This window comes from Citrobacter werkmanii (assembly GCF_008693645.1).
In the GTDB taxonomy this organism is placed as follows: domain Bacteria; phylum Pseudomonadota; class Gammaproteobacteria; order Enterobacterales; family Enterobacteriaceae; genus Citrobacter; species Citrobacter werkmanii.
The window spans coordinates 1,532,893-1,558,306 of the sequence record NZ_CP044101.1 but is presented as its reverse complement, the minus strand read 5'-3'; the positions used below and the strand labels follow the sequence as shown (position 1 = coordinate 1,558,306).

Below are 25,414 nucleotides of genomic sequence, written 5' to 3'. Positions count from 1 at the left end.
CGATGGCGCTTGCGCTTATCGGGCCTGGAAATTCGACAAATACCGCTCCCTCCGGCATCACATCACGTCTTCTTCAAATGCGTTACGACTAATTGGTGGCGTGAATTATAGAACTTCCGATAGGTCAGGTAGCAGGCAATAATGGTTGACAGGCTGGCGGTCGAAAGCAGCATAAACGTCACCATAATCTGATACTTAATCGCTTTTACCGGGTCAATACCGGCAAAAATCAACCCAGACATCATTCCCGGTAAACTCACCAACCCCACGGTTTTGGCGGAATCGATCGTCGGGATCAGCGAGGCACGAATGCTGTCGCGAATCAGCGGCGCGGAAGCAACCTTCGGCGTCGCGCCGAGGCTGAGCTTTTCCTGGATTTGCTGCTGTTCACTGTTAAACCGCTGCCCCAGATTGTTGTAACACAGCCCCACCGCCACCATCGCATTGCCTGCAATCATCCCGGAAATTGGGATCACCTGCATCGGCGTGAACTCGATAGAGCCGGACAACACCAGTACCGACAGCGTCAACCCCGCCCCAACCGTAATGGCAATAAACGACGAGAGAAAAGCGTTATCAATATATTTACTGCGTTTTTGCGCGTTATAGGCGGCGTTAAAACAGATAAACAGCACCATTAATAAGGTCAGAATGCTGTGATTGACGCCGAAAATATATTTCAGCACATAGCCGACGATAATAAGCTGAACCACCGCCCGGCAAACGCTCCAGAGAATATCTTTTTCCAGCGCCAGCTTTTCTTTGTTACTGATCAGTATGGCGACCACCACCAGCATCATCGCTAACGCCAGTGATTCATTGGTAATATTATGCTCGTTCATTGCTGACTTCCTGCATTTCTCCGGCGTGCGGTTGAAGAGTTATGACATTATCCGCGTGATTAATCTCATCTTTATCGTGCGTCACCCACAGCACGGCAATTTTCTTGTCGCGAACATAGTGGTGAATTAATTCATTCACGTTACGTTTGTTGGACTCATCCAGCGCGCTGGTGATTTCATCAAGCAGCAGGATTTTAGGCAGAAACTGCAAATTACGAATTAACGAGACGCGCTGTTTTTCCCCGCCGGACAGTTCATTGATCCCTTTTTTGAGGATACTCTCGGGCAACTCAAAACGGGCCAGGTCTTCCAGAAATACATCCGGTTCCGGGCGTTTATCGCGAATTTGCCAGGGAAAAATGAGGTTGTCGTAGACGGTGTCACCAAACAAAGCGGGCGTTTGCGCGCAATAAGAGACCTGCTGGCGATAAGCTTCAGGCTTTAGCGTTGATATCTCCTTGCCCTCAAAAAGGATTTCACCGGAACTCGGGCTAATTAACGACGCCACTATCTTCAGTAACGTACTTTTACCGCAGCCGGACTGGCCGGTAATCAGCTTAAATTCTCCGGCATCGAGATTAAAACAGATGTTATTGAGAACCTGCGTCGCCCCTGCCTGCCATGCGACATTTTTCAACTGAAGCAAAATGCTGCTTTCTTCCATTATCGATCCTTTTTTCCTCTTTCGTGCAGACAGTCTATACCCAAAATAATTCGAGTTGCATGAAGGCGGCAAGTGAGTGACAAATTCGTCAGGAACGAATTTGAACAGTCAAAGGCTGGCCTTCGGTGAGGGACATGGATGTCCCTCATTAATCTCCAGGAGCATAGCTAACTATGTGACTGGAGTGAACGACAAATCTGCCGGGAGCAGATTTGAACGCTGCTTACAGCGGCCCCGCAGGGGCGAGGCCCAAGGATGGGCCGAATAACGTAGCTAACGCACATGCAGCTTGAAGTATGAAGGGTATATTCCTGTAATTTATTATAGGGGAGCCACCTTGATTAATCGGGTATAATTTGACTAATGAAGCAGTAAAGGACAGCACAACAGGAGGTTTCATCAATGCTCATTTTTATTCCTATTCTTATTTTTGTCGCGCTGGTCATCGTCGGCGCAGGCGTCAAAATCGTCCCACAGGGATACCAGTGGACGGTGGAGCGTTTCGGACGTTACACCAAAACTCTGCAACCTGGGTTAAGCCTTGTTGTGCCGTTCATGGATCGTATTGGTCGTAAGATCAACATGATGGAGCAGGTGCTTGATATCCCCTCTCAGGAAGTCATCTCCAAAGATAACGCCAACGTCTCGATTGATGCTGTGTGCTTTATTCAGGTGATCGACGCGCCGAAAGCGGCATATGAAGTCAGTAACCTCGAACTGGCAATCATCAACCTGACCATGACCAACATTCGTACCGTTCTCGGCTCGATGGAGCTTGATGAAATGCTCTCCCAGCGTGACAACATCAACACGCGCCTGCTGCATATTGTTGATGAGGCCACCAATCCCTGGGGCATCAAAATCACCCGTATTGAGATTCGTGACGTGCGTCCACCGGCGGAACTGATTGACGCCATGAACGCGCAGATGAAAGCCGAACGTACCAAGCGCGCCTACATTCTGGAAGCAGAAGGTATCCGCCAGGCGGAAATCGTCAAGGCGGAGGGTGAGAAGCAGTCGAAAATCCTGATAGCGGAAGGTGAACGTCAGTCCGCGTTTTTACAGGCTGAAGCGCGTGAACGTTCCGCGGAAGCAGAAGCCCGCGCAACGCAGATGGTTTCTGAAGCCATTGCCGCCGGGGATATCCAGGCCGTGAACTACTTCGTGGCGCAGAAATACACCGAAGCGTTGCAGCATATCGGTTCGTCGAATAACAGCAAAGTGGTGATGATGCCGCTGGATGCCAGCAGCCTGATGGGTTCCATTGCCGGGATCGCGGAACTGGTTAAGGACAGCGCCAGCGAGCGGAAAAAATCATGATAGCGATGATTCTGGTACATCCGCACATCTTCTGGCTCAGCCTCGGCGGTCTGTTGCTCGCCGCCGAGATGCTGGGCGGCAACGGTTATTTGCTATGGAGCGGCGTGGCAGCGGTGCTAACCGGACTGGTAGTTTGGCTCGTCCCGCTCGACTGGGCGTGGCAGGGAGCGATGTTTGCTGTACTCACGCTGCTGGCGGCCTGGCTGTGGTGGAAGTGGCTGGCAAAACGCGTGAAAGAGCAGAAACCAGCCGACAGCCATCTTAACCAGCGCGGTCAGCAGTTGGTTGGCCGTCGATTTATTCTGGAAAGCGCCCTGGTCAATGGTCGCGGACATATGCGCGTCGGCGACAGTTCGTGGCCCGTCAGCGCCCGCGACGATTTGAGCGCGGGAACGCAGGTTGAAGTCATTGCCGTTGAGGGAATTACCCTGATTATCAAAGCGGTACCACACTAAAATAGACAGGAATTCAGACTATGATCAGGAAGACGTCTCTCGCCGTTGCCCTTTGTTCTTTGCTGGCTGGCACGCCTCAGGCATTCGCCTCCTTCGATATGGAAGACTGCAAATGGAGCGACGACAGCTGCCTGCTGAAAGGAACGCCGACCTTTAACCCGGAAAACGACAGCCGCGACAACCTGCTGCGGCTGCTGAGCCAGGAAAAAGCTTTTGATCTGCCCGTGCAGTCGATGCCTGAAGATATCACCCGCTCCCGCGATTTCTATTTTGCGTATCATCCGCAATGGGATGAAACAGCCCCACAACCAGCCTCTGCCCCGGTATCCGCTGAAGATAGCCCCCTCTCCCGACAGATGGCCGAGCTGAACATTAATGCGGATGAAGCCAATCTCAACGACGCTGAGCATGAGAACCGTCATGTTTCGAATAATACCGAGAGCGTCAGCCAGTATTTTGCCGCACTGCTGGCCGATGCCGCGTTAACAGCAGAGCAACGCCAGGCCTTAGCGCAAGCGCGTATGGGGCTGTACTCTGACGCGACCCGTGAACAGATTGAGTCATCTCTCGCCACTCTCCCGGCGGATTCGCCAGCTCAACACTACAAAAGTTATCTCGCGGCAGCCGCCAGCTTCTATGCGGGTGATTATGCCAGTGCCGAACGGGATTTCACTCAGCTCGCTAAGAGCGATCGCCCGTGGCTGGCGGAGACCGCGCAATACATGCTGATGCGTACGGCGCTGAACAAGAGCAGTCAGAACAGCGTGAGCGAATATGGCGATTTTGACATCGCTAAAATTAACCGCGAGGACGCCTCTCAGGCTCAGATTCTGGCGCAAGCCTATTTGCAACGCTTTCCGCAGGGGCAATACGCCGACTCCACCCGCGGTATGTTGCGTCGTATTAACTGGTATTTACAGGCGTGGCCGCAACTGGCCGGGTTGTATGAGCAGACGATCCAGCAAGCGGCTGACGCGCAGCAGCTGCGTAAAATTGTCATCGAATACGATAATGTCTACGGCATGGCGTTCTACGAGCAATCCGTGCTGGAAGCCTTCCCCGATGCGCCGCGAGTCAGCTACATCGAACTGTTACGCGCGCTGCGTCTGAATAGCGATAACAAACCCACGCTGACCCAGGCGCAACTCGACGCCAGCAAGCCGGTGTTTGAGCAGAGCCAAAAACTGCCGCTGTGGCGCGATCTGCAACTGAATCTGTGGCTGGCGACGGGCAACTATGCGGCGATTATCCAGGCGGTCGCGCCAGCGCAAAAACTGGCACCGCGCGATACGCTGGCCTTCAGCGAGCAGGTGCTGTACGGCGAAGCGCTGATGGGCCAGAAGAATTGGGCCGCGGCGCGTGATTTCTGGCAGCAGTTGCTGAAAGTCAGCCAGGACAACGAACAGCGGCAGTATGTACAGGCTAAGCTCGCCGCCACGCTGGTTTATAGCGGTGACGTAGCGGCAATCTTCGCCCCGGAAAGCGCCGTGACCAACCTGCGCTTTCGCTCGCAGGTGCTGAAAACACAGGCCACACTGGAACAACTGCGCCAGCAGGCCGTCCATGGGCCCAATAACGAAGAGCGTACCATCGCCCTGCATACGCTGCTGGTACGGGATCTTACCGAGAATCGTTTTGGCGACTGGTTAAACGATAAAAAGCTTGTCAGCGACATCACGCCGCCGGTCATTGACGAGGCGTTTAACGACGTCAACCTGAGCACTTTTGACTGGAACGGCGATGCGGCTCAGGCCGGTTACACCTGTCGCAGCCTCAATGAAACGGTAACGGTCCTGAGCAAAAAAGCGGATGATGCCCACGCACTGAACTGTTTAGGTGAATTTTTCCGTACCACGCAAACGCATGTCGATCTGTGGAAAAACAGCACCGGCAACGATGTGCTTGAAGCCGCAATTTCTCGTAAGCAACCGTTCGGCCAGTTCGACAGGCAAAGCTACTATCAGCAGATAATCACCTCACCCACCGCGGAAGTCGAAGATAAGAGCTTCGCACTGTATCGCGCCATCATGTGCTATGCGCCATCTGGCTCTAACGAATGTGGCGGTGAAGACGTGGATAAACAGCAGCGTAAGGGCTGGTTCACCCAACTGAAAACGCAGTATCCGGGAAGCCCGTGGGCGCAAAAACTCAAATATTACTGGTAACCGCGCTACTGGTGGGCCAGGCACAGGCGGCGGATATCGTCGCCGCGCGTGACCATCCGGCCTTTTGGCTATGGTCCGGAGTGAAAGCCAGTGACGAGCTGAAAAACGCGCAAACGGTCTATCTGCATCAGGGCGAAGTGCTGGTTCGGTCGGGTAACGTGGTTTTCCAGCGCCTGGGACTGCCGGTCAGTCGACTGACTTTTCCCTCAATCTGGGTGACGGTCCGCTTTACCACGCTCGACGTACCGGAGGTGATTCCTGCCCGTATCATACGGCTGATGCAACGCTGGCAGAACGCTGGCAACCACGTCATCGGCCTGCAGGTTGATTTTGACGCGGCGACCCACCAGCTAACCGATTACGCCCGTTTTCTACAGCAGCTACGCCAACAGCTACCGGCCGAGTTTGCGCTTGGCGTGACCGGACTACTGGATTGGGCCAAAACGGGCGACGTCGCCACATTGAACGCGCTGGCGGTTGATGAACTGGTAGTGCAGAGCTATCAGGGACGGCGCACGGTGCCGAATTACCAGGCGTATCTGCCCGCGCTCAGCCGCCTGCGCATTCCATTTAAGCTGGGACTGGTGCAAAACGGTAGCCGGGATCTGCAGGCTGAAGCGCATCTGGAGAAATCCCCGTGGTACCGCGGTACGGTGGTGTTTATGCTTAATCCCCCTCGCCGTTAAACCTTCGCTTTGTGATGACAGCAGCCAGAAAGATTATCCATGATCGGGCATTCGGCGCTGTCATCGCCAGGGCAACTCTCCGCCAGCGCCAGTAAATGCAGGCGCATGGCCTGTAGCTCGCTGATATGCCGCTCGATGTCCGCGACTTTTTCTAATGTGCGTTTTTTTACGTCCGCGCTGTGACGCGCCGGATCGTTAAACAGGTTTACCAGCTCGCCGCACTCTTCCAGGTTAAAACCAACCTGCCGCGCCTGGCGCAGCAGCGTCAGTTCATTCAGATGCTGTTGGTTGTATGTGCGATAGCCATTTTCGCTACGCAGCGGCGGCGTCACTAACCCTTTTTCTTCATAAAAGCGTATCGCTTTGCTGGTTAAACCGGTTTTTTTAGCAACATCGGATATATTCATCTCTTCTCCCTTGACCTTCCCCTTGATGGAAGGTTTAACCTTTATAACAGTTAGTCAAAACGATTGCCAAGGTCAATAAGTAACCGACCATTCATAGAGGAAATTAGTTATGTCTCAAACAATCGATCTAACCCTGGACGGCCTGTCCTGCGGTCACTGCGTAAAACGCGTTAAAGAGAGTCTGGAGCAACGCCCGGACGTTGAGCAAGCGGATGTCACTGTGACTGAAGCGCACATCACCGGGAGCGCCAGTGCACAAGCGCTGATTGAAACCATCAAACAAGCCGGTTACGGCGCGGAGTTAAGCCACCCAAAGGCTAAACCGCTGACGGAGTCATCAATCCCGTCGGAAGCACTGGCAGCGGTCCCTTCCGAGCTTCCGGCAGCTACGGCTGATGATGACAGCCAACAGTTGCTGTTAAACGGCATGAGCTGCGCCAGTTGTGTGACCCGCGTACAAAATGCTCTGCAAAGCGTACCCGGCGTCACCCAGGCACGGGTAAACCTGGCGGAACGTACTGCGCTGGTAATGGGCAGTGCGTCCGCTGCAGATTTAGTGCAGGCGGTGGAAAAAGCGGGCTACGGCGCTGAAGCTATAGAAGATGACGCGAAGCGCCGCGAGCGCCAGCAGGAAACCGCCGTTGCGACCATGAAACGTTTTCGCTGGCAGGCAGCCGTCGCGCTGCTGTTGGGTATTCCGGTCATGGTGTGGGGAATGATTGGCGATAACATGATGGTGAGTGACGACAACCGCAGCCTGTGGCTGGCGATTGGTCTGGCAACGCTTGCCGTGATGGTTTTCGCCGGCGGTCACTTTTACCGCAATGCGTGGAAAAGCCTGATGAATGGCACCGCGACCATGGATACGCTGGTGGCGCTGGGTACGGGGGTGGCATGGCTCTATTCCATGAGCGTCAACCTCTGGCCGCAGTGGTTTCCGATGGAAGCGCGACACCTTTATTATGAAGCCAGTGCGATGATTATCGGTCTGATTAACCTCGGACATATGCTGGAAGCGCGGGCTCGCCAACGCTCCTCCAAAGCGCTGGAAAAACTGCTCGATCTGACACCGCCAACCGCACGCGTCGTCACCGATGAAGGTGAAAAGAGTGTGCCGCTGGCTGACGTTCAGGCGGGAATGTTGCTGCGCCTGACCACCGGCGACCGGGTTCCGGTCGATGGCGAAATCACTCAGGGCGAAGCCTGGCTGGATGAAGCCATGCTGACCGGGGAGCCGATTCCGCAACAAAAAGGCGAAGGCGATAGTGTCCACGCCGGTACGGTCGTACAGGACGGTAGCGTGCTGTTCCGCGCCAGCGCCGTAGGCAGCCATACCACGCTGTCGCGCATTATTCGCATGGTGCGCCAGGCGCAAAGCAGTAAACCGGAGATTGGCAAACTGGCTGACCGCATCTCCTCGGTATTCGTTCCTGTGGTGGTCGTTATTGCGCTGGTTAGCGCAGCTATCTGGTATTTCTTCGGACCGGCGCCACAAATTGTCTATACGCTGGTGATTGCCACCACCGTTCTGATTATTGCCTGCCCTTGTGCACTGGGCCTGGCGACGCCAATGTCGATTATTTCCGGTGTTGGGCGCGCCGCTGAGTTTGGGGTACTGGTACGCGATGCCGATGCGCTGCAGCGCGCCAGTACGCTCGATACCATTGTGTTTGATAAAACCGGGACGCTGACTGAAGGTAAGCCACAGGTTGTCGCCATCAAAACGTTTGGCAATACCGATGAAGCGCTGGCGATTCGCCTGGCTGCAGCCCTTGAACAGGGTTCCAGTCACCCGCTGGCCAGGGCGATTCTGGACAAAGCCGGTGATGTCACGTTGCCGCAGGTCAACGGGTTCCGTACGCTGCGCGGTTTGGGCGTCAGTGGCGAAACGGAAGGTCACATGCTGCTGCTGGGAAACCAGGCGCTGCTCAATGAACAGCAGGTAGATACCACTGAAATGGAAGCTGAGATTACCGCTCAAGCCTCCCAAGGGACAACGCCGGTACTGCTGGCGATTGACGGTAAAGCGGCGGCGCTGTTAGCGGTGCGCGATCCACTGCGTAGCGACAGCGTGGCGGCCCTGCAGCGTCTGCATCGTGCCGGGTATCGTCTGGTCATGCTCACCGGTGATAACCCAACGACCGCCAACGCCATTGCCAAAGAGGCAGGTATTGATGAGGTGATTGCGGGCGTTCTGCCGGACGGCAAAGCCGAGGCGATTAAGCGTCTGCAAAGCCAGGGACGTCAGGTTGCCATGGTCGGTGACGGTATCAACGATGCGCCTGCGCTGGCGCAGGCCGATGTAGGGATTGCCATGGGTGGCGGCAGCGATGTGGCGATTGAAACCGCCGCGATTACGCTGATGCGTCATAGCCTGATGGGCGTTGCGGATGCGCTGTCTATCTCACGGGCAACGCTGCGCAACATGAAGCAGAACCTGCTCGGCGCGTTTATCTATAATAGCATCGGTATCCCCGTTGCAGCCGGGATCCTGTGGCCGTTCACCGGAACGCTGCTCAACCCGGTGGTTGCCGGCGCAGCGATGGCACTCTCCTCCATTACCGTGGTAAGCAACGCTAACCGTCTGCTACGCTTCAAACCGAAAGAGTAAGCCTTTGCCGGATGGCGCTATCAACCGCGCTATCCGGCAATTCACGCGTTGCACCTTCCCGGACCACGCGCTAGCATGGAAGTCCACTTAGGGAGGTCGTATGGATTTGTTATACCGGGTAAAAACATTATGGTCTGCACTGCGCGGCAACCACTATACCTGGCCCGCCATTGACATATCTTTACCCGGCAACCGCCATTTTCATCTGATTGGCAGTATTCACATGGGTAGCCGTGATATGGCGCCTCTGCCTGCCAAATTACTCAAAAAGCTCAATCGTGCTGATGCGCTGATTGTCGAAGCCGATGTTTCCGGCGATGACACGCCATTTGCTAATCTTCCGACCTTTGCCGCCCTGGAAGAACGCATCAGTGAAGAGCAATTAGATAATCTGCGTAAAGTCACCAATGAATTGGGCATTTCCCCTTCCCTGTTATCGACGCAACCTTTGTGGCAAATAGCCATGGTATTACAGGCGACGCAGGCACAACAGCTGGGGTTGCGGGCGGAATACGGGATTGATTACCAACTGCTGAAAGCGGCAAAACAGGCTCACAAACCGGTGATCGAGCTGGAAGGTTCATCCAGTCAAATCGAGCTGCTATGCCAGTTACCCGATAATGGCCAGGCTCTTCTGGATGATACCCTGACGCACTGGCATACCAACGCCAGGTTGTTGCAACAAATGATGGGCTGGTGGCTTAAAACGCCGCCGCGCGATAGCGAATTGACGCTTCCTAATACTTTCAGCCAGTCGTTATATGACGTATTGATGCATCAGCGCAATGTCGCCTGGCGCGATCGACTCAGGGCGATGCCAGCCGGCCATTATGTGGTGGCCGTAGGCGCACTGCATCTGTACGGAGAAGGTAATTTGCCGGAGATGTTACGGTAAAAAAAATGGCCAATATTTCTATTGGCCCGTCAAAGAGGAATTTCATCATTATTATGATCCCGGTGCTTAAAGCATCGGTGTAGGTCGATTGTCGCTCAAAGTCATCATCCTGCCAATACTATTGCGCAAGATGGTACTATTTTTTAGACCGCCATCAGGCGTATGCTTGTCTCGTATTTTGTCTGGGCCAGGAAAAATTGCTATGACACCCGCCGTTAAATTACTCGAAAAAAACAAAATTTCTTTCCAGATCCACACCTACGATCACGATCCGTCCGAAACAAACTTTGGTGACGAAGTAGTACGCAAGTTAGGTCTGAATGCAGACCAGGTTTACAAAACGCTGCTGGTTGCCGTAAATGGCGATATGAAGCATCTGGCCGTTGCCGTCACGCCGGTGGCGGGTCAATTGGATCTTAAAAAAGTCGCCAAAGCGTTAGGGGCCAAAAAGGTCGATATGGCCGATCCAATGGTTGCGCAGCGAACAACGGGGTATCTGGTAGGCGGTATCAGCCCGCTGGGACAGAAAAAAAGATTGCCGACACTCATCGACGCCCCAGCCCAAACGTTTGACACCATTTATGTCTCCGGTGGCAAACGCGGGCTGGATATCGAACTCGCTGCCGGCGATCTTGCGAAAATTCTGGATGCGAAGTTCGCCGACATCGCCCGCCGGGATTAAGCGGTTTTAGCATGGTGCCCGATGACGCTACGCAAATCAGGCCTACATACGAATACTCTACAGGGCGTTATTGGTGAAGGCAGTTTGGACGCGGCCAGCGCGCAGGAACCGGAGCGTACATGTAGTACGTGAGGATTATTCGCTACGCTCCCCCTCCGGGCCGCCCTGATGGGCGTTCAAAACTCTGTGAGTTTTGTCCGAGCACTGCCCGCGTTCAAAATGGCGAACAAACAAAATAGCCCTGTTACTGCCAGCTCACCTCGCCCTTCGGCTCATACGCACTGGCATCCAGCGGTGAGTTTTTCTGCACGTACTCTTTCAGCACTTCCGCATCGATAAACCCGGTATTCACATAGCCTGGCTTGTTATCAATTCGCGGATAGCCATCGCCGCCGGTGGCGTTGAAGCTCAGCGTTGCCATGCGATAAGTTTTAGCCAGCTCAACCGGTTCGCCTTTGATTTTCAGATCGTTAAGTTTACCGTCTTTCGCCACGAAGCTGATGTTGGCAAACTGCGGATAAGCCCCGGAGTCCGGCTTCATTTGCGCCACGGCGGTCAGGTAGTCAATCACCTCTTTCCCGCTCATGTCGGCATACACCACAATATTGCCGAACGGCTGTACCTTCAGCACGCTCTTATAGGTAATATCGCCGCCTTCAATGGAATCACGAATACCGCCACCGCTCATCACGCCAAAGTCAGCGCTGGTCCGCGCCATCTGCGCAGCCAACAGCAGGTGCCCCATATTGGTCTGTACGAAACGAACTTTGCTACGGTCACCTTCGAGGCGCGCATTGACGCTACCAATCTTCACGTCCAGTTGCGCTTTACCTTTATTCTGGAATGGCGTCAGCAGCGAGAGCATTTGCTGATTCTCAGCAATTTCCGGGGTGTAGAGTACGCGCTCACTTTTACCGTTATCCCAGGTCACTTTTTTCTTCAGGTTGACGGGGATGAGCTGGTAGTTCACCATTTTCATTTCGCCGTTACGAAACTCAAAATCCGCCCGGCCCACATATTTCCCCCACTCATGCGCTTGCACAATCCAGATGCCATTTTGCTTATCTGGCGCACACGGCGTGCCCGGTACGTAATCAACCTGCTTCTTGTTTTCCGAGGCCATACACACCGGATCCTGTGAGTGACCACCCACAATCATTGCCAGCGAACCCGCCGGCAGGCTACGCGCCATCTCTACGTCCCCAGGGGCGTTCGAGCCGTGATTGCCGTTGTCATAATGCCCCATATGGGTGGTCGCAATAATGATGTCTGGCTTTTCACCCATATTGAGTTCCTGGATGACCAGTTTGGCTTCATCGGCAGGTTTACGGAATTCGATATCGGTGAAAAACTCCGGGTTACCAATTTTCGCCGTATCGTCAGTGGTTAAACCGAGTACGGCAATTTTTAAATCCTGACGCTTAAAGATGGCCCACGGCTTAAACAACCGCTCGCCGGTGCTTTTCTGATAGATATTGGCCGAGAGAAACGGGAATTTGGACCATTTTTCCTGCTGGCGCAGCACGGTTAGCGGGTTATCAAATTCGTGATTGCCAACCGCCATCGCGTCATAGCCAATCAGGTTCATGCCGCGAAAATCAGGTTCCGCATCCTGAAGATCGGATTCCGGTACGCCGGTGTTAATATCGCCGCCGGAAAGCAGCAGCAGGCTTCCCCCTTCTTCCGCCACCTCTTTACGAATCCCGTCCACCAGCGTTTTTTGCGCCGCCAGCCCGTATTCCCCATATTCACTGCGCCAGAAGTGGCCGTGATGATCGTTGGTATGCAGAATGGTAATTTTGTAGGTTTTATCTTTTTCGTACGCCTGTGCAGGCTGACCTGCCAGCGCAAATGCGGCGAATAACGCCAGCGCCACGCCCCGCTTTAAAAACTTCATATTTCTCTCCCTGAGCCAAAATCAACGACTGAAATTACAATGATATGAAATAATAGTCGAAAATGTTTTCAGAAATGAGACTTCCTTCAAACACCTTCCGCAGGTATGTTAGGCAGGTAATAATAACAAAATAGATTACCCTCATAATCGCAACCCAAACAGAAGTGACTTTCTATGGCAATAAGTGAACCAACCCCGCCAGTGGCTGGCGCGTCAGCGTCGGTTGCTAAAGCACGCACCTCATTTGGCATTTTAGGGGCGATCAGTCTCTCTCATCTGCTAAACGATATGATCCAGTCGCTGATCCTGGCGATTTACCCGCTCTTGCAGTCAGAGTTCTCGCTGACGTTTATGCAGATCGGGATGATTACGCTAACCTTCCAGCTCGCCTCCTCGCTGCTTCAACCGGTTGTCGGCTACTGGACGGACAAATATCCAATGCCGTGGTCGCTGCCTATTGGTATGTGCTTCACGCTAAGCGGGCTCGTATTGCTGGCCATGGCAGGCAGTTTCCATATGGTATTACTCGCCGCGGCGCTGGTCGGTACGGGATCATCGGTGTTTCACCCGGAGTCATCCCGCGTGGCGCGAATGGCTTCCGGCGGTCGTCATGGCCTCGCCCAGTCAATTTTCCAGGTTGGCGGCAACTTCGGTAGCTCTCTCGGGCCCTTGCTGGCGGCTGTCATCATCGCGCCATATGGTAAAGGTAATGTAGCCTGGTTTGTGTTGGCCGCGTTATTAGCGATTGTGGTTCTGGCGCAAATCAGCCGTTGGTATGCCGCGCAGCATCGGATGAGCAAAGGAAAACCGAAAGTCACTGTTGTTAATCCATTACCGCGTAATAAAGTGGTACTGGCGGTTAGCATTCTGCTGGTGCTGATTTTCTCCAAATACTTCTATATGGCGAGCATCAGCAGCTATTACACCTTTTATCTGATGCAAAAATTCGGATTATCGGTACAAAACGCCCAGTTTCATCTGTTTGCCTTCCTGTTTGCCGTTGCAGCCGGGACCGTAATTGGTGGACCGTTAGGTGATAAGATTGGCAGAAAATATGTTATTTGGGGCTCTATCCTCGGCGTAGCGCCATTTACCCTCGTTTTACCCTATGCAACGCTGGAATGGACCGGGATTTTAACCGTGATCATTGGTTTTATCCTCGCATCTGCCTTTTCTGCCATTCTGGTCTACGCGCAGGAGCTGCTTCCGGGTCGTATCGGCATGGTTTCTGGGCTATTTTTCGGGTTTGCCTTTGGCATGGGCGGCTTGGGAGCAGCGGTTTTAGGGCTGATTGCTGACCATACCAGTATTGATTTGGTCTATAAAATATGTGCTTTCCTGCCACTTCTGGGGATACTGACCATATTCTTACCTGATAACCGACATAAAGCCTGATTTTCTGACGGCCAAAAGTAAACTTTGGCCGTCTTCACTTACAGAGACCATCAGCCTTTACTCCCCGCATACCCCTGTAGTTTTCCGATCCGTGCTTTTTTACGTCTAAAATCCCGTTTTCATCAAAATTCAATAATTATTCATAAACATAAACATTAAAATTGTCATAAACTATTACTCGGAATTTAGGTTTTCAGGATCAACACAGCAACCAAAGGAGACGGAATGCATCACGCCACCCCGCTTATCACCACCATTGTCGGCGGCCTTGTGCTCGCTTTTATATTAGGCATGATTGCCAATAAACTACGTATTTCTCCTCTGGTGGGATATCTGTTAGCGGGCGTTCTGGCCGGTCCATTTACACCTGGTTTTGTTGCTGATACCAAACTCGCGCCTGAACTGGCGGAGCTTGGCGTAATTCTGCTGATGTTCGGCGTGGGGCTACACTTTTCCTTGAAGGATTTGATGGCGGTAAAGTCCATCGCCATTCCCGGCGCGATTGCCCAGATAGCTGTGGCGACGCTACTGGGTATGGCGCTTTCAGCGGTGATGGGCTGGTCGCTAATGGTGGGTATCGTCTTTGGACTGTGTCTTTCAACCGCCAGTACCGTAGTGCTACTGCGTGCGCTTGAGGAACGGCAGCTTATTGACAGCCAGCGCGGGCAAATTGCTATAGGCTGGCTGATTGTTGAAGATCTGATGATGGTGCTGACGCTGGTTCTTCTGCCCGCCGTCGCCGGAATGCTGGAAAAAGAAGATGTCGGCTTTGCATCGCTGGCCGTCGATATGGGCATTACCATTGGTAAAGTGGTGGCGTTTATCGCCATTATGATGCTGGTTGGCCGTCGCCTGGTACCGTGGATCATGGCGCGTAGCGCCGCCACCGGTTCACGAGAGCTGTTTACTCTGTCAGTCCTTGCCCTGGCGTTAGGCATCGCGTTTGGCGCAGTGGAATTGTTCGATGTCTCCTTTGCTCTGGGCGCGTTCTTCGCTGGCATGGTGCTGAACGAATCCGAACTGAGCCACCGTGCGGCACATGACACCCTGCCGTTGCGCGATGCGTTCGCCGTATTGTTCTTTGTATCCGTTGGTATGCTGTTTGATCCGTTAATCTTGATCCAGCAACCGCTGGCGGTACTGGGTACGCTGGCGATTATCGTCTTTGGTAAATCCGTTGCCGCTTATTTCCTCGTGCGCCTGTTTGGCCACTCCCAACGTACAGCGCTCACCATTGCCACCAGCCTGGCGCAGATTGGTGAATTTGCCTTCATCCTGGCGGGTCTGGGAATGGCGCTAAACCTGTTACCGCAGGCAGGGCAAAACCTGGTGCTGGCGGGAGCTATTCTGTCGATTATGCTCAATCCGGTACTGTTCGCGGTGTTAGAAAAATATCTCGCGAAAACCGAAACGCTGGAAGAGCAGACGCTGGAAGAAGCCATCGAAGAAGAGAAACAAATTCCGGTGGATATCTGCAATCACGCCCTGCTGGTAGGCTTTGGCCGCGTCGGGAGTCTGCTGGGCGAAAAATTGATGGCTGCCGGGATTCCGCTGGTGGTTATCGAAACCTCACGTACGCGGGTGGATGAACTGCGTGAGCGCGGGATCCGCGCGGTGCTGGGAAATGCCGCCAACGAAGAGATAATGAATCTGGCGCATCTGGATTGCGCGCGCTGGCTGCTGCTGACAATTCCAAACGGCTATGAAGCCGGTGAAATCGTCGCTTCCGCTCGCGAAAAGTGCCCGTCGATTGAGATTATCGCCCGCGCGCATTATGACGATGAAGTGGAATATATTACCGACCGCGGGGCCAATCAGGTCGTCATGGGCGAGCGTGAAATCGCCCGCACTATGCTGGAGCTGATTGAAACGCCACCTGCCGGCGACGTTGCTACTGCCAGTTAATATTACGTGCCGGATGGCGCTACACCATCCGGCCTACGTATTCCCACACCAGAGTAAGCCCGATAAGCGCAGCGCTATCGGGCCAGAACTCAGCGGTCCCAGTACGACTCTTCGAGACTGTCTTCACGCTCTGGCAAACCGCGCGTCAGGCGTGGTGAATGTTGATTCAGCACCTGATAACTTACGCGATTAGCATATTTACACACCTGGGCTAATGACGAATAAGTCAGCCAGGTGAACTTGTGCTTGCTGGAGTTAGGCACGTTGCTACGGTGGTAGCTGTTGGCGGTAATATCATGCAGCAATGCCGCCAGCGCGCCATCGCCAGCGCCGTTGGTGTTCATGATCTTTTCAGGCCCGCCCATATACGGTGCGATGTGCGAATACACGCGCAGCGGATTAGTACAATCTTTATGGCGCATGGCGCGGCTGAATTCATACTGGTTGAATTCGGCAATAGCCCCTGGCAGCAGCGGATGCTGGGTTTTACGTTTGGCTTCTTCTTCCGTAAAGCCCGCCATATACAGACCTGCCGGACCCGCAGTGCACAGCACCAGATCCACCCAATCCAGCGCTTTGTCGGACGCCAGCAGCGGATCGTTCTCGCCGGTCAGTGCTTCGGCCTCTTCTTCATTCATCGCCAGAATGGAGACATGCTCTTTCAGGAATGCCTGCCACCACTGTGGGTTATCGGCAATAACAAATTTGGTACCCAGCGTCAGAACCACCGGCACATTGTGTTTTTTGGCATATTCAATCGCCTTCATGGTCGCTTCCGGCATCGGCTCGCCCGGTTCGCAACGCACCAGATAGGAGGTCAGCACCAGCGCGGAGGCCCCGGCAATAACCGCCTCAGGGATGCTATCCGCCCGCAGCTTATTCATATGTCCGGGGCTGATAGCGAACGTGCGCTCACCGGATTCGCCAATCAGCGTAAAGCAGCGACCAATCGGTCCATTGACGCCCTGCAGGTAGTTCAGATCGGTACGGCTGGAGGTATTACATAAATAACGGTACGCATAGCTACCAATCTCGATATTGCTGCACATCACGCCCAACAGCACCGAGCGGTCATCCGCCAGCACGGAGTAGTTGTGCATCGTGTTACCGATAGTTCCACCGGCAAACTGATGAGTGATCAAATTGTCACGTACCAGTTCCTGGTAGAGCGCTTCGGCGACATCGTCTGTAATCACCAGAGAGTGCCCGGCGCTTAATCCATAACGCTTTACAAAGTCATCATTAACTTTGGCTTCAATATCTACCAGCGTCTGGTCGATACCCACCACCCAGGCTGCGCTGGTTTCATTTTCAGGCTGAATCTGTTGCAGCAACGGATCGCGCGCGCTGACAGGAAAATAGTGTTTGGATTTACGTTTACCGGGAAATTTCATGGTCGATTTTACGGGTGATTAGCTGAGCGGTGCATGGTAGCACATTCCCCTGTACGCATGCGATGCGGCGCTGAGTTTCAATATCGGACGATGGGATCGCAGTTTATACGGGGGGAATTTCTACAATAAATCACCTTCACAAGGAGCGTTTATGAAGCCGGAAAATAAGATCCCCGTACTCGACAGAATTTCAGACGAAATGAAAACCGTGGTGCATTTTCATCGCGACGATCTGCCGCCCTGGCCCGCCGCCGATGACATCGTGGCCCAGCGCCAACACTATATCCACGAACGGCAATTGTGGAATGCCGATGCCCCGCAGATGAATACCCGAGAATGCGTCATTTCTACCGCGCGCGGCCCCGTTGCCACGCGAATTTATTCTCCGCAACCCCATAGCCAGGCCACGCTGTATTATCTGCACGGCGGCGGTTTCATTCTTGGTAATCTGGATACTCACGATCGCATTATGCGCTTACTGGCGCTTTACACGCAGTGCACGGTAATTGGCATCGACTATTCTCTCTCGCCGGAGGCTCGTTTCCCGCAAGCCATCGAGGAGATTGTCGCCGTCTGTCAGTATTATCACCAACACGCGGGCGACTATTCTCTGAATGTGGATCATATTGGTTTTGCCGGTGATTCCGCTGGCGCGATGCTGGCGCTTGCCAGCGCGTTGTGGCTACGGGACAAACAGATTGCCTGCGGCAAAGTCGCAGGCGTACTGCTGTGGTATGGACTTTACGGCCTGCAGGATTCGCCCAGCCGACGGCTGATGGGCGGAGCCTGGGATGGTTTATCGCGGGAGGATCTGCAGATGTACGAAAACGCGTACCTGCGTAGCGCCGACGATCGCGAGTCGCCGTATTATTGCTTATTCAATAACGACCTGACGCGCGACGTGCCGCCGTGTTTTATCGCCGGCGCGGAGTTCGATCCGTTGATTGACGACAGCCGTTTATTATTTCAGACGCTACAGGCACATCAGCAGCCCTGCCAGTACAAAATGTACCCCGGCACGCTGCACGCCTTCCTGCACTACTCGCGGATGATGAAAACCGCCGACGATGCCTTGCGGGAGGGCGCGCGTTACTTCAAAGCACAACTTTAACGATAGGCTGCGGTCAGTTTAACCATCATTTCGATATGTTCCGGTGTGGCGTTCAGCGCCGGAATATACTCATATTGCTGGCCGCCAGCCTCGAGGAAAATCTCCCGGTTTTGCACCGCGATCTCTTCCAACGTTTCAAGGCAATCTGCCGCAAAGCCCGGACACATAACCTGGATATGTCGAATCCCTTTCTCCGCCAGCATTTTTAACGTTTCGTCGGTATACGGCGTTAGCCACGGTTCGCGACCAAAACGCGACTGGAAGGTCATCATCACTTTTTCCGGCGGCAGGCCAAGCGCAGAGACCAGCTCACGCGTCGTATCGCGACAGCGCTGCGGGTAGTCATCGCCTTCGTCGGCGTAACGTTGTGGAATCCCATGGTAGGAGAGCAGCAGTAAATCGGGTTCGCCGTGTTTGGCGAAGGAGTCACGGGCACTTTTTGCCAGCGCGTCAATATAAGCGCTGTCATCGGCGTAATCACGAATAAAGGAGACGCCGGGAATACCGCGTTTACGCGCCAGGATGCGCGCGAGTTCATCCCACACCGCCGCCACCGTCGAACAGGAATATTGCGGATACAGGGGTAACACGACAATGTGTTCAACGCCACTTGCCAGCAGTTCGTCGACTGCGCTTTCAAGCGAAGGCGAACCATAGCTCATGCCCAGCGCAACAGGCGTATTGGGCAGGCGTTGTGCCAGCGCCTGCTGTTGTGCCTTGCTGTAGGCCATCAGCGGCGAACCCTCTTCCATCCAGATTGACTGGTACAGCTTTGCCACGCGTGGCGCACGCAGCGGCAGGATCACCCCACGCAGCAACGGCCACCACAGCAGGCGGGAAGTATCAACTACACGTTGATCGCTTAAAAACTGGCGCAGGTAGCGTTTAACAGCTTCAGGAGTGGGGGCATCGGGGGTGCCGAGGTTTGCCAGCAGGATACCGGTTTTCGTCTGACGCATTACCGCCTCTTATCGATTCAAATTGTTGATAATTGTAGCGGAAAAGTGATGAAGAAGAACTAATTGCTGCGAGAGGTAAGACATGAATTTGCCTGATGGCGCTGCGCTTATCTGGCCTACAAAAAAATCATAGGCCGGATAAGGTGTTTACACCGCCATCCGGCATTGACTGCGCTAAAACTTAACCGAGGATTTTTTCCAGCGCTGCGCGCACATCAGCAACAGCCTGAGTGCCATCAACTTTCGCGTATTTGGTGTTACCCGCCTGCGCTTCTTTAGAGTAGTAGCCGATCAGCGGCGCGGTCATCTGATGGTATTCCACCAGGCGCTTACGTACGGTCTCTTCCTGATCGTCTTTACGGGTGGTCAGCTCTTCGCCGGTTACGTCGTCTTTACCTTCAACCTTAGGCGGGTTGAATTTGATGTGGTAAACGCGGCCAGAAGCAGCGTGTACGCGACGCCCCACGATACGGTCAACGATCAGCTCGTCAGGTACGTCGAACTCCAGAACGTAGTCAACGTTGATGCCTGCTTCTTTCATGGCGTCAGCCTGCGGAATAGTACGCGGGAAGCCATCGAGCAGGAAACCATTACGGCAGTCTTCCTGAGCAATACGCTCTTTTACCAGCGCGATCACCAGCTCATCAGTCACCAGCTTACCGGCGTCCATGATGTCTTTCGCTTGTTTGCCCAGCTCGGAGCCAGATTTCACGGCGGCACGCAGCATATCACCGGTGGAGATTTGCGGAATACCATACTTCTCCATGATGAACTGAGCCTGAGTTCCTTTACCCGCGCCCGGAGCGCCAAGCAGAATGATACGCATTACGAAAATCCCCTTAAAGGTTGTCGATATTTTTTAAAAAGCGCTAAACGATACCACCATCACGCAATTGGCTCAAGGAAGACGCCCGACGCTGAAACGGTTAATGGAGGGAAAATTGAAAATAAGGAGTGAAATTGCCGGATGGCGGTGTACACACCTTATCCGGCCTACGAGTAAAAGATATGGTAGGCCGGATACGCGTTAGCGCCATCCGGCATTAGATGATGGCTATCAGGATACCAGCAACTGGTTCATACGGCGGATGAACTGGTTCGGATCTTCCAGCGTGCCGCGTTCGGCGAACAGAGCCTGATCCAGCAGCAGTTCAACCCACTCTTTAAACTGCGTTTCGTCCTGGGTATCCGCCGTGCGTTTTACCAGCACGTGGTCCGGGTTAAGTTCAAAGATATATTTCACGTCCGGTACGGCCTGTCCCGCAGCAGCGAACAGTTTCGCCATCTGGGTGCTCATTTCGTCCGCATCGGTGGTGACGATGGCCGGCGTGTCGGTCAGACGGTGGGTCAGACGCACGTCTTTGACGCGATCGCCCAGCAGCGTTTTCACGCGTTCAACGAACGGCGTCAGCGCTTTTTCCGCTTCTTTCGCGCTCTCGTCCACTTCATCCGCCAGCTTATCGATGGACTCGTCGGCTTTCGCAACGGACTGGAACGGCTTGCCGTCGAACTCGGTCAGGTAGTTCATCATCCACTCATCGATGCGGTCAGAAAGCAGCAGCACTTCAATGCCTTTCTTACGCAGCAGTTCCAGGTGCGGGCTGCTCTTCGCCGCCGCATAGCTGTCTGCAGTGATGTAGTAGATTTTCTCCTGCCCTTCTTTCATGCGGGAGATATAGTCTTCCAGCGACACGGTCTGTGCGGAGGAGTCTGTGTGCGTAGACGCGAAGCGCATCAGCTTAGCGATAGTTTCCTGATTAGCGTGGTCTTCCGCCGGACCTTCTTTCAGCACCAGGCCGAACTGTTTCCAGAAGGTCTGGTATTTTTCGGCATCATCTTTCGCCAGTTTTTCCAGCATCTGCAACACGCGTTTGGTCAGCGCGCTGCGCAGGTTACGGGTGACGGTGCTGTCCTGCAGGATCTCACGGGAAACGTTCAGCGGTAGATCGTTGGAATCTATCAGGCCGCGCACAAAGCGCAGGTAGTTCGGCATAAACTGCTCGGCGTCGTCCATGATGAACACACGCTGAACGTACAGTTTCAGACCATGCTTGTGATCGCGGTTCCACATATCCCACGGCGCCTGCGACGGAATGTACAGCAGGCTGGTGTACTCCTGCTTACCTTCCACACGGTTGTGGCTCCAGGTCAGCGGGTCAGTGAAGTCGTGGGCAATATGCTTGTAGAATTCGTTGTACTCGTCGTCTTTGATTTCCGACTTGTTACGCGTCCACAGCGCCTGCGCCTTGTTGATCTTTTCCCAGGAAACCACGGTCTCGCCGTCTTTCTCTTCGGATTTTTCGATCTCTACCGGCAGCGCGATATGGTCGGAATATTTGCTGATGATGGAACGTACGCGCCAGTCATCAAGGAACTCGTCTTCGCCTTCGCGCAGATGCAAAGTGATTTCGGTGCCGCGATCGTCTTTGGTGATGTCGGCAACGGTGTATTCACCTTCGCCCGCAGATTCCCAGAACACGCCGTTCTCAGGTTTGTCGCCCGCCGCGCGGGTACGTACGGTCACTTTATCGGCCACGATAAACGCCGAGTAGAAGCCAACCCCGAACTGACCGATCAACTGGCTGTCTTTCGCCTGATCGGAGCCCATGGATTCGAGGAAAGATTTGGTGCCGGATTTCGCAATGGTCCCCAGATGATCGATAACGTCATCACGGTTCATCCCCACGCCGTTATCAGCAATGGTCAACGTACGCTTATCTTTATCGAAGGAAACACGCACACGCAGTTCACCGTCCCCCTCGTACAGGTCCGGGTTAGACAGTGCGCGGAAACGCAGCTTGTCTGCCGCATCCGAGGCGTTAGAGATGAGCTCACGCAGGAAGATTTCTTTATTGGAATACAGAGAATGGATCATCAGATGCAGAAGCTGTTTTACTTCTGACTGAAAACCACGAGTTTCTTGTCCTTTCATGTAGATCTACCTCAACAATGCCATTTTCAATGGTAAAAACACGTTGAGGGTGAAATGGGGACAAGCGCGAAGGATTTCAAGCGGAAGCCGCCGTCGCGGCCTCCGTTTGTTCAGAATTTAATCTTGTGACGCCCGGCCAGAGAGTGCGACAGCGTGGTGCCGTCGACCATTTCCAGCTCGCCGCCGACCGGTACGCCATGGGCGATACGGCTGGCTTCAACGCCATACTGCATGCAAAGCTCAGCAATATAGTTGGCGGTCGCCTCTCCTTCGACCGTGGGATTGGTCGCGAGAATCAGTTCGTTGATTTGCTCAGACGCCAGTCGCTGTTCAAGGCGATCCAGCCCGATATCATCAGGACCAATACCGTCCAGCGGCGACAGGTGCCCCATCAGCACGAAGTAACGTCCAGAAAATTGGCCGGTTTGCTCAATGGCATAGATGTCCGCCGGACTCTCCACCACACAGATCTGACCGTTTTCCTGGCGACGCGGGTTCGAACAGATATTACAGACATCCTGCTCTGTGAAGGTGCGGCAATCGGCACAGTGGCCGATTTCCGACATCGCCTTCGTTAACGCCTGCGCCAGACGCATCCCGCCGCTGCGATCGCGCTGAAGTAGCGTGAACGCCATGCGCTGCGCAGACTTGGGGCCAACGCCCGGCAGACAGCGCAGTGCTTCCATAAGCTGAGTTAACAGCGGGCTGGTTTGCATCAGAACGGCATCTTAAAGCCAGGCGGCAGCTGCATTCCGGAAGAAACAGAAGCCATCTTCTCTTTCTGCGTCTCTTCAATGCGACGCGCCGCGTCGTTGAATGCCGCAGCAACCAGGTCTTCCAGCATCTCTTTGTCGTCTTCCAGCAGGCTTGGATCGATCTCCACGCGACGGCAGTTGTGCGCGCCGTTGATGGTCACTTTTACCAGACCCGCGCCAGATTCGCCGGTGACTTCCAGCTTGGCGACTTCTTCCTGCATCTGCTGCATTTTTTCCTGCATCTGCTGGGCCTGTTTCATCAGGTTACCCAGACCGCCTTTACCAAACATAGGCTTCTCTCTCAATCACGTTAAGGGATGACGACCGTCCAACCATCAGGCTGACGATCAAATGGGGCGAATACTCTCTTCGTCCAGGTCTGCATCGAAAAAACGACGCAGCGTCTGAATGTTATTATCCGCAATAATCGACTCACGCGCCTGCGCGAGTTTCTCTTCATAAATGGCCTGACGCCACTCCAGCGGCGTGCGCACCGCAGGATTATCATCTTCAACGATGGTCAATTCAACCGTTGACCCCGTTAAGGTACTCAATGCTTCGGCCAGTTTTTGCTGCGCGCCGCTGGAATTAAGATGCCGTTGCGAGGAACGCAGGTGCAGGCAAACCACGTTGCCATTCTCTTCTTTCCAGGCATTAAGCGCCACCTGCTCCACCAGTTTAGGCAGCGAAAGCTGGCTCACCTGAGCAGCCCAGGGGTCGCGCTCAATGGCTTCTGCCGCCAGTTTTGCCGCCAGTTCCGGCGTTTTTTCATGCTCAAGCGCTTTTTTCAACGCTTTCGGCGTGGCAATGGCTTCTTTAACTTCGGCTGCGGGATTGGTCGTTTTCCAGCGATACGCTTCCTTCTTCGCCGGCGCTTTTTCCAGCGCAGAGACGGCCGGACGCGCCTGAACACGCTCCGACACCGAGGCCAGTCTTTCCAGCGCAGCATTATTCACCGGCCGCGCGCGGGAAGCGGCTGCCGGTTCACTCTTTTTTGGTTTGGTTGCTCCCTGAGCGCGTTGCAGTTGGCTGCGCGCCGCCAGCACCTGGCTGGTGGCCTCGGAGAGCGGCACATTCTGTTGCTGTTGCGCTGGCGCAGGCTGCTGAGGTACTTGCGTCGGGGTCATCACCGCAGTCGGCGCGACGGGGGCAAACGACTGGCGCGGGACTTCAGGCTCCGGCAGAGGCATGCGCGGATGAAAAGCCAGCGCACGCAGTAGCGTCATTTCGACGCCCATTCGCCTGTCCGGCGCATACGGCAGTTCTTTGCGCCCGATTAACAGGGTTTGGTAGTAAAGCTGTATGTCAGTTGGCGGGACGATTCGCGCCAGTTCGCGCATACGCTGTTCAATGGCGGCCATATCGCTGCCGAGCGCGGCGGGCGAAAGCTGTACCATAGCAATGCGATGCAGCAAAGCCGACATCTCAACCAGCAGCGCTTCCCATTCAATACCCCGCGCGGCGGCGTCGTTCACCAACGTCATAACGCGTTCGCCGTCAGCCGCGACAACCGCTTCAACAAGCGAGAGCGCCTGGTCATCGTCCAATGTGCCGAGCATGGTGCTCACCGCGTCGGTCGACACCTGACCATCACCGCTGGCGATCGCTTGATCGGTAAGACTCAGCGCATCGCGCAGGCTGCCGTCCGCGGCGCGAGCCAGCAGTTGCAACGCACGTGGCTCATGGGCGATATGCTCTTGTTTGAGGATATGCTCAAGCTGATGGCGAATCTGTTCAACATCCAGCGCTTTAAGATGGAATTGCAAACAGCGCGACAGGATAGTCACCGGTAACTTCTGCGGATCGGTGGTCGCCAGCAGGAATTTAACGTGTGCAGGCGGCTCTTCGAGCGTTTTCAGCAAGGCGTTAAAGCTGTGGCGCGATAACATGTGCACTTCGTCGATCAAATAGACCTTAAAGCGACCGCGCGCAGGCGCGTACTGGACGTTATCCAGCAGGTCGCGGGTGTCTTCGACTTTAGTGCGTGAGGCGGCGTCGATTTCAATCAGATCGACAAAACGCCCCTGCTCGATTTCACGGCAGTTATCGCACACGCCGCACGGCGTGGCGGTAATACCAGTTTCACAGTTTAGTCCCTTCGCCAGCAAACGGGCGATAGAGGTTTTCCCGACGCCACGGGTGCCGGAAAACAGATAAGCATGATGAATACGCCCTAACGACAAGCCGTTCGCCAGTGCCGTCAGCACATGTTCCTGGCCGACGACGTCAGCAAAGGTTTGTGGGCGCCATTTTCGGGCTAAGACCTGATAACTCATTGGCAGGCTCTGAAAGGCTGGAGGGTGGATTCACAGGAGGATAATGCTAACACAACCTCGCAG

Annotated in this window: 21 protein-coding genes and 1 other annotated feature; of the genes, 10 read left to right on the top strand and 11 right to left on the bottom strand. The window is 54.3% G+C overall.

Annotated features, from left to right (window positions below; genetic code table 11):
* Positions 1-62: 62 nt before the first annotated feature.
* Both fetB and fetA read right to left on the bottom strand, forming a co-directional pair.
* Positions 63-842 (bottom strand): iron efflux ABC transporter permease subunit FetB, encoded by a 780-nt coding sequence (gene fetB / locus FOB24_RS08000; protein ID WP_038638405.1) that lies wholly within the window; start codon positions 840-842, stop codon positions 63-65.
* Complete coding sequence (fetA, locus tag FOB24_RS07995) at positions 829-1,506, bottom strand: iron efflux ABC transporter ATP-binding subunit FetA (protein WP_085047614.1); 678 nt, start codon at positions 1,504-1,506, stop codon at positions 829-831. Before fetA ends, fetB begins: the two co-directional genes overlap by 14 nt.
* A gap of 402 nt (positions 1,507-1,908) precedes the next feature.
* On the opposite strand from fetA, the gene FOB24_RS07990 reads away from it, so the two are divergent.
* Genes FOB24_RS07990 through FOB24_RS07975 form a run of 4 tightly spaced genes read left to right on the top strand, consistent with a single transcriptional unit; the run spans position 1,909 to position 6,132 of the window.
* Positions 1,909-2,826: an SPFH domain-containing protein gene (locus FOB24_RS07990; protein WP_003831073.1), complete on the top strand. Its 918-nt coding sequence runs from the start codon at positions 1,909-1,911 to the stop codon at positions 2,824-2,826.
* Positions 2,823-3,281 carry an NfeD family protein gene (locus FOB24_RS07985; protein WP_085047615.1) on the top strand — a complete coding sequence of 153 codons (459 nt, stop codon included), beginning with the start codon at positions 2,823-2,825 and terminating at the stop codon, positions 3,279-3,281. Before FOB24_RS07990 ends, FOB24_RS07985 begins: the two co-directional genes overlap by 4 nt.
* Before the next feature lie 20 nt (positions 3,282-3,301).
* Positions 3,302-5,446, top strand: a complete 2,145-nt coding sequence (locus tag FOB24_RS07980) for a tetratricopeptide repeat protein (RefSeq protein WP_150344749.1) — start codon at positions 3,302-3,304, stop codon at positions 5,444-5,446.
* Complete coding sequence (locus tag FOB24_RS07975; protein ID WP_121528697.1) at positions 5,416-6,132, top strand: DUF3142 domain-containing protein; 717 nt, start codon at positions 5,416-5,418, stop codon at positions 6,130-6,132. The genes FOB24_RS07980 and FOB24_RS07975 overlap by 31 nt, the downstream gene beginning before the upstream one ends.
* Here the strand turns inward: FOB24_RS07975 and cueR are convergent.
* Entirely contained in the window at positions 6,129-6,539 is a 411-nt protein-coding gene (gene cueR, locus FOB24_RS07970) for a Cu(I)-responsive transcriptional regulator (RefSeq protein WP_069323978.1), read from the bottom strand. The two genes, FOB24_RS07975 and cueR, sit on opposite strands and share 4 nt — an antisense overlap.
* Before the next feature lie 109 nt (positions 6,540-6,648).
* On the opposite strand from cueR, the gene copA reads away from it, so the two are divergent.
* The 3 genes from copA (at position 6,649) to ybaK (ending at position 10,727) form a co-directional block, all read left to right on the top strand.
* Positions 6,649-9,150, top strand: coding sequence for a copper-exporting P-type ATPase CopA (copA, locus tag FOB24_RS07965; RefSeq protein WP_069323977.1), 2,502 nt, complete (start codon positions 6,649-6,651; stop codon positions 9,148-9,150).
* Between the two features lie 100 nt (positions 9,151-9,250).
* The gene (locus tag FOB24_RS07960) at positions 9,251-10,045 is read left to right on the top strand and encodes a TraB/GumN family protein (protein WP_150344748.1); all 795 of its coding nucleotides are present in this window, start codon (positions 9,251-9,253) and stop codon (positions 10,043-10,045) included.
* Positions 10,046-10,247: 202 nt separating this feature from the next.
* Positions 10,248-10,727, top strand: a complete 480-nt coding sequence (gene ybaK, locus FOB24_RS07955) for a Cys-tRNA(Pro)/Cys-tRNA(Cys) deacylase YbaK (protein WP_003831056.1) — start codon at positions 10,248-10,250, stop codon at positions 10,725-10,727.
* Positions 10,728-10,971: 244 nt separating this feature from the next.
* Here the strand turns inward: ybaK and ushA are convergent, their stop codons facing one another.
* The gene (gene ushA, locus FOB24_RS07950) at positions 10,972-12,624 is read right to left on the bottom strand and encodes a bifunctional UDP-sugar hydrolase/5'-nucleotidase UshA (RefSeq protein WP_150344747.1); all 1,653 of its coding nucleotides are present in this window, start codon (positions 12,622-12,624) and stop codon (positions 10,972-10,974) included.
* A 174-nt stretch (positions 12,625-12,798) separates the two neighbouring features.
* On the opposite strand from ushA, the gene FOB24_RS07945 reads away from it, so the two are divergent.
* The gene (locus FOB24_RS07945) at positions 12,799-14,019 is read left to right on the top strand and encodes an MFS transporter (protein WP_038638381.1); all 1,221 of its coding nucleotides are present in this window, start codon (positions 12,799-12,801) and stop codon (positions 14,017-14,019) included.
* A 225-nt stretch (positions 14,020-14,244) separates the two neighbouring features.
* Complete coding sequence (ybaL, locus tag FOB24_RS07940) at positions 14,245-15,924, top strand: YbaL family putative K(+) efflux transporter (RefSeq protein ID WP_042310032.1); 1,680 nt, start codon at positions 14,245-14,247, stop codon at positions 15,922-15,924.
* An 89-nt stretch (positions 15,925-16,013) separates the two neighbouring features.
* Here ybaL and gsk read toward each other — a convergent pair whose 3' ends face one another.
* Entirely contained in the window at positions 16,014-17,318 is a 1,305-nt protein-coding gene (gsk, locus tag FOB24_RS07935; RefSeq protein WP_038638375.1) for an inosine/guanosine kinase, read from the bottom strand.
* 151 nt (positions 17,319-17,469) lie between these two features.
* Between gsk and aes the strand changes: the two genes are divergently transcribed.
* Positions 17,470-18,429 (top strand): acetyl esterase, encoded by a 960-nt coding sequence (aes, locus tag FOB24_RS07930; protein WP_150344746.1) that lies wholly within the window; start codon positions 17,470-17,472, stop codon positions 18,427-18,429.
* Here the strand turns inward: aes and hemH are convergent.
* The 6 genes from hemH to dnaX form a co-directional block, all read right to left on the bottom strand.
* Positions 18,426-19,388, bottom strand: a complete 963-nt coding sequence (gene hemH / locus FOB24_RS07925) for a ferrochelatase (RefSeq protein ID WP_150344745.1) — start codon at positions 19,386-19,388, stop codon at positions 18,426-18,428. The genes aes and hemH overlap by 4 nt on opposite strands.
* A gap of 181 nt (positions 19,389-19,569) precedes the next feature.
* Positions 19,570-20,214 (bottom strand): adenylate kinase, encoded by a 645-nt coding sequence (gene adk, locus FOB24_RS07920; protein WP_003021773.1) that lies wholly within the window; start codon positions 20,212-20,214, stop codon positions 19,570-19,572.
* Between the two features lie 231 nt (positions 20,215-20,445).
* On the bottom strand, positions 20,446-22,320 hold the full coding sequence (gene htpG, locus FOB24_RS07915) for a molecular chaperone HtpG (RefSeq protein WP_110498625.1): 1,875 nt from the start codon (positions 22,318-22,320) through the stop codon (positions 20,446-20,448).
* Between the two features lie 110 nt (positions 22,321-22,430).
* Entirely contained in the window at positions 22,431-23,036 is a 606-nt protein-coding gene (gene recR / locus FOB24_RS07910; RefSeq protein WP_003021767.1) for a recombination mediator RecR, read from the bottom strand.
* A complete protein-coding gene (locus tag FOB24_RS07905) occupies positions 23,036-23,365 on the bottom strand; it encodes a YbaB/EbfC family nucleoid-associated protein (RefSeq protein WP_003021764.1) in 330 nt (109 codons plus the stop codon). Before FOB24_RS07905 ends, recR begins: the two co-directional genes overlap by 1 nt.
* 57 nt (positions 23,366-23,422) lie before the next feature.
* On the bottom strand, positions 23,423-25,351 hold the full coding sequence (dnaX, locus tag FOB24_RS07900; protein ID WP_150344744.1) for a DNA polymerase III subunit gamma/tau: 1,929 nt from the start codon (positions 25,349-25,351) through the stop codon (positions 23,423-23,425).
* Positions 24,026-24,090 (bottom strand) — a sequence feature (DnaX frameshifting element). It overlaps the preceding gene by 65 nt.
* Positions 25,352-25,414: the final 63 nt, after the last annotated feature.

What these genes read in the sequence shown, in the direction of transcription:
- fetB (WP_038638405.1), bottom strand. Translation starts at nt 842, where the DNA reads ATGAACGAGCATAATATTACCAATGAATCACTGGCGTTAGCGATGATG.
- fetA (WP_085047614.1), bottom strand. Translation starts at nt 1,506, where the DNA reads ATGGAAGAAAGCAGCATTTTGCTTCAGTTGAAAAATGTCGCATGGCAG.
- FOB24_RS07990 (WP_003831073.1), top strand. Translation starts at nt 1,909, where the DNA reads ATGCTCATTTTTATTCCTATTCTTATTTTTGTCGCGCTGGTCATCGTC.
- FOB24_RS07985 (WP_085047615.1), top strand. Translation starts at nt 2,823, where the DNA reads ATGATAGCGATGATTCTGGTACATCCGCACATCTTCTGGCTCAGCCTC.
- FOB24_RS07980 (WP_150344749.1), top strand. Translation starts at nt 3,302, where the DNA reads ATGATCAGGAAGACGTCTCTCGCCGTTGCCCTTTGTTCTTTGCTGGCT.
- cueR (WP_069323978.1), bottom strand. Translation starts at nt 6,539, where the DNA reads ATGAATATATCCGATGTTGCTAAAAAAACCGGTTTAACCAGCAAAGCG.
- copA (WP_069323977.1), top strand. Translation starts at nt 6,649, where the DNA reads ATGTCTCAAACAATCGATCTAACCCTGGACGGCCTGTCCTGCGGTCAC.
- FOB24_RS07960 (WP_150344748.1), top strand. Translation starts at nt 9,251, where the DNA reads ATGGATTTGTTATACCGGGTAAAAACATTATGGTCTGCACTGCGCGGC.
- ybaK (WP_003831056.1), top strand. Translation starts at nt 10,248, where the DNA reads ATGACACCCGCCGTTAAATTACTCGAAAAAAACAAAATTTCTTTCCAG.
- ushA (WP_150344747.1), bottom strand. Translation starts at nt 12,624, where the DNA reads ATGAAGTTTTTAAAGCGGGGCGTGGCGCTGGCGTTATTCGCCGCATTT.
- FOB24_RS07945 (WP_038638381.1), top strand. Translation starts at nt 12,799, where the DNA reads ATGGCAATAAGTGAACCAACCCCGCCAGTGGCTGGCGCGTCAGCGTCG.
- ybaL (WP_042310032.1), top strand. Translation starts at nt 14,245, where the DNA reads ATGCATCACGCCACCCCGCTTATCACCACCATTGTCGGCGGCCTTGTG.
- gsk (WP_038638375.1), bottom strand. Translation starts at nt 17,318, where the DNA reads ATGAAATTTCCCGGTAAACGTAAATCCAAACACTATTTTCCTGTCAGC.
- aes (WP_150344746.1), top strand. Translation starts at nt 17,470, where the DNA reads ATGAAGCCGGAAAATAAGATCCCCGTACTCGACAGAATTTCAGACGAA.
- hemH (WP_150344745.1), bottom strand. Translation starts at nt 19,388, where the DNA reads ATGCGTCAGACGAAAACCGGTATCCTGCTGGCAAACCTCGGCACCCCC.
- adk (WP_003021773.1), bottom strand. Translation starts at nt 20,214, where the DNA reads ATGCGTATCATTCTGCTTGGCGCTCCGGGCGCGGGTAAAGGAACTCAG.
- htpG (WP_110498625.1), bottom strand. Translation starts at nt 22,320, where the DNA reads ATGAAAGGACAAGAAACTCGTGGTTTTCAGTCAGAAGTAAAACAGCTT.
- recR (WP_003021767.1), bottom strand. Translation starts at nt 23,036, where the DNA reads ATGCAAACCAGCCCGCTGTTAACTCAGCTTATGGAAGCACTGCGCTGT.
- FOB24_RS07905 (WP_003021764.1), bottom strand. Translation starts at nt 23,365, where the DNA reads ATGTTTGGTAAAGGCGGTCTGGGTAACCTGATGAAACAGGCCCAGCAG.
- dnaX (WP_150344744.1), bottom strand. Translation starts at nt 25,351, where the DNA reads ATGAGTTATCAGGTCTTAGCCCGAAAATGGCGCCCACAAACCTTTGCT.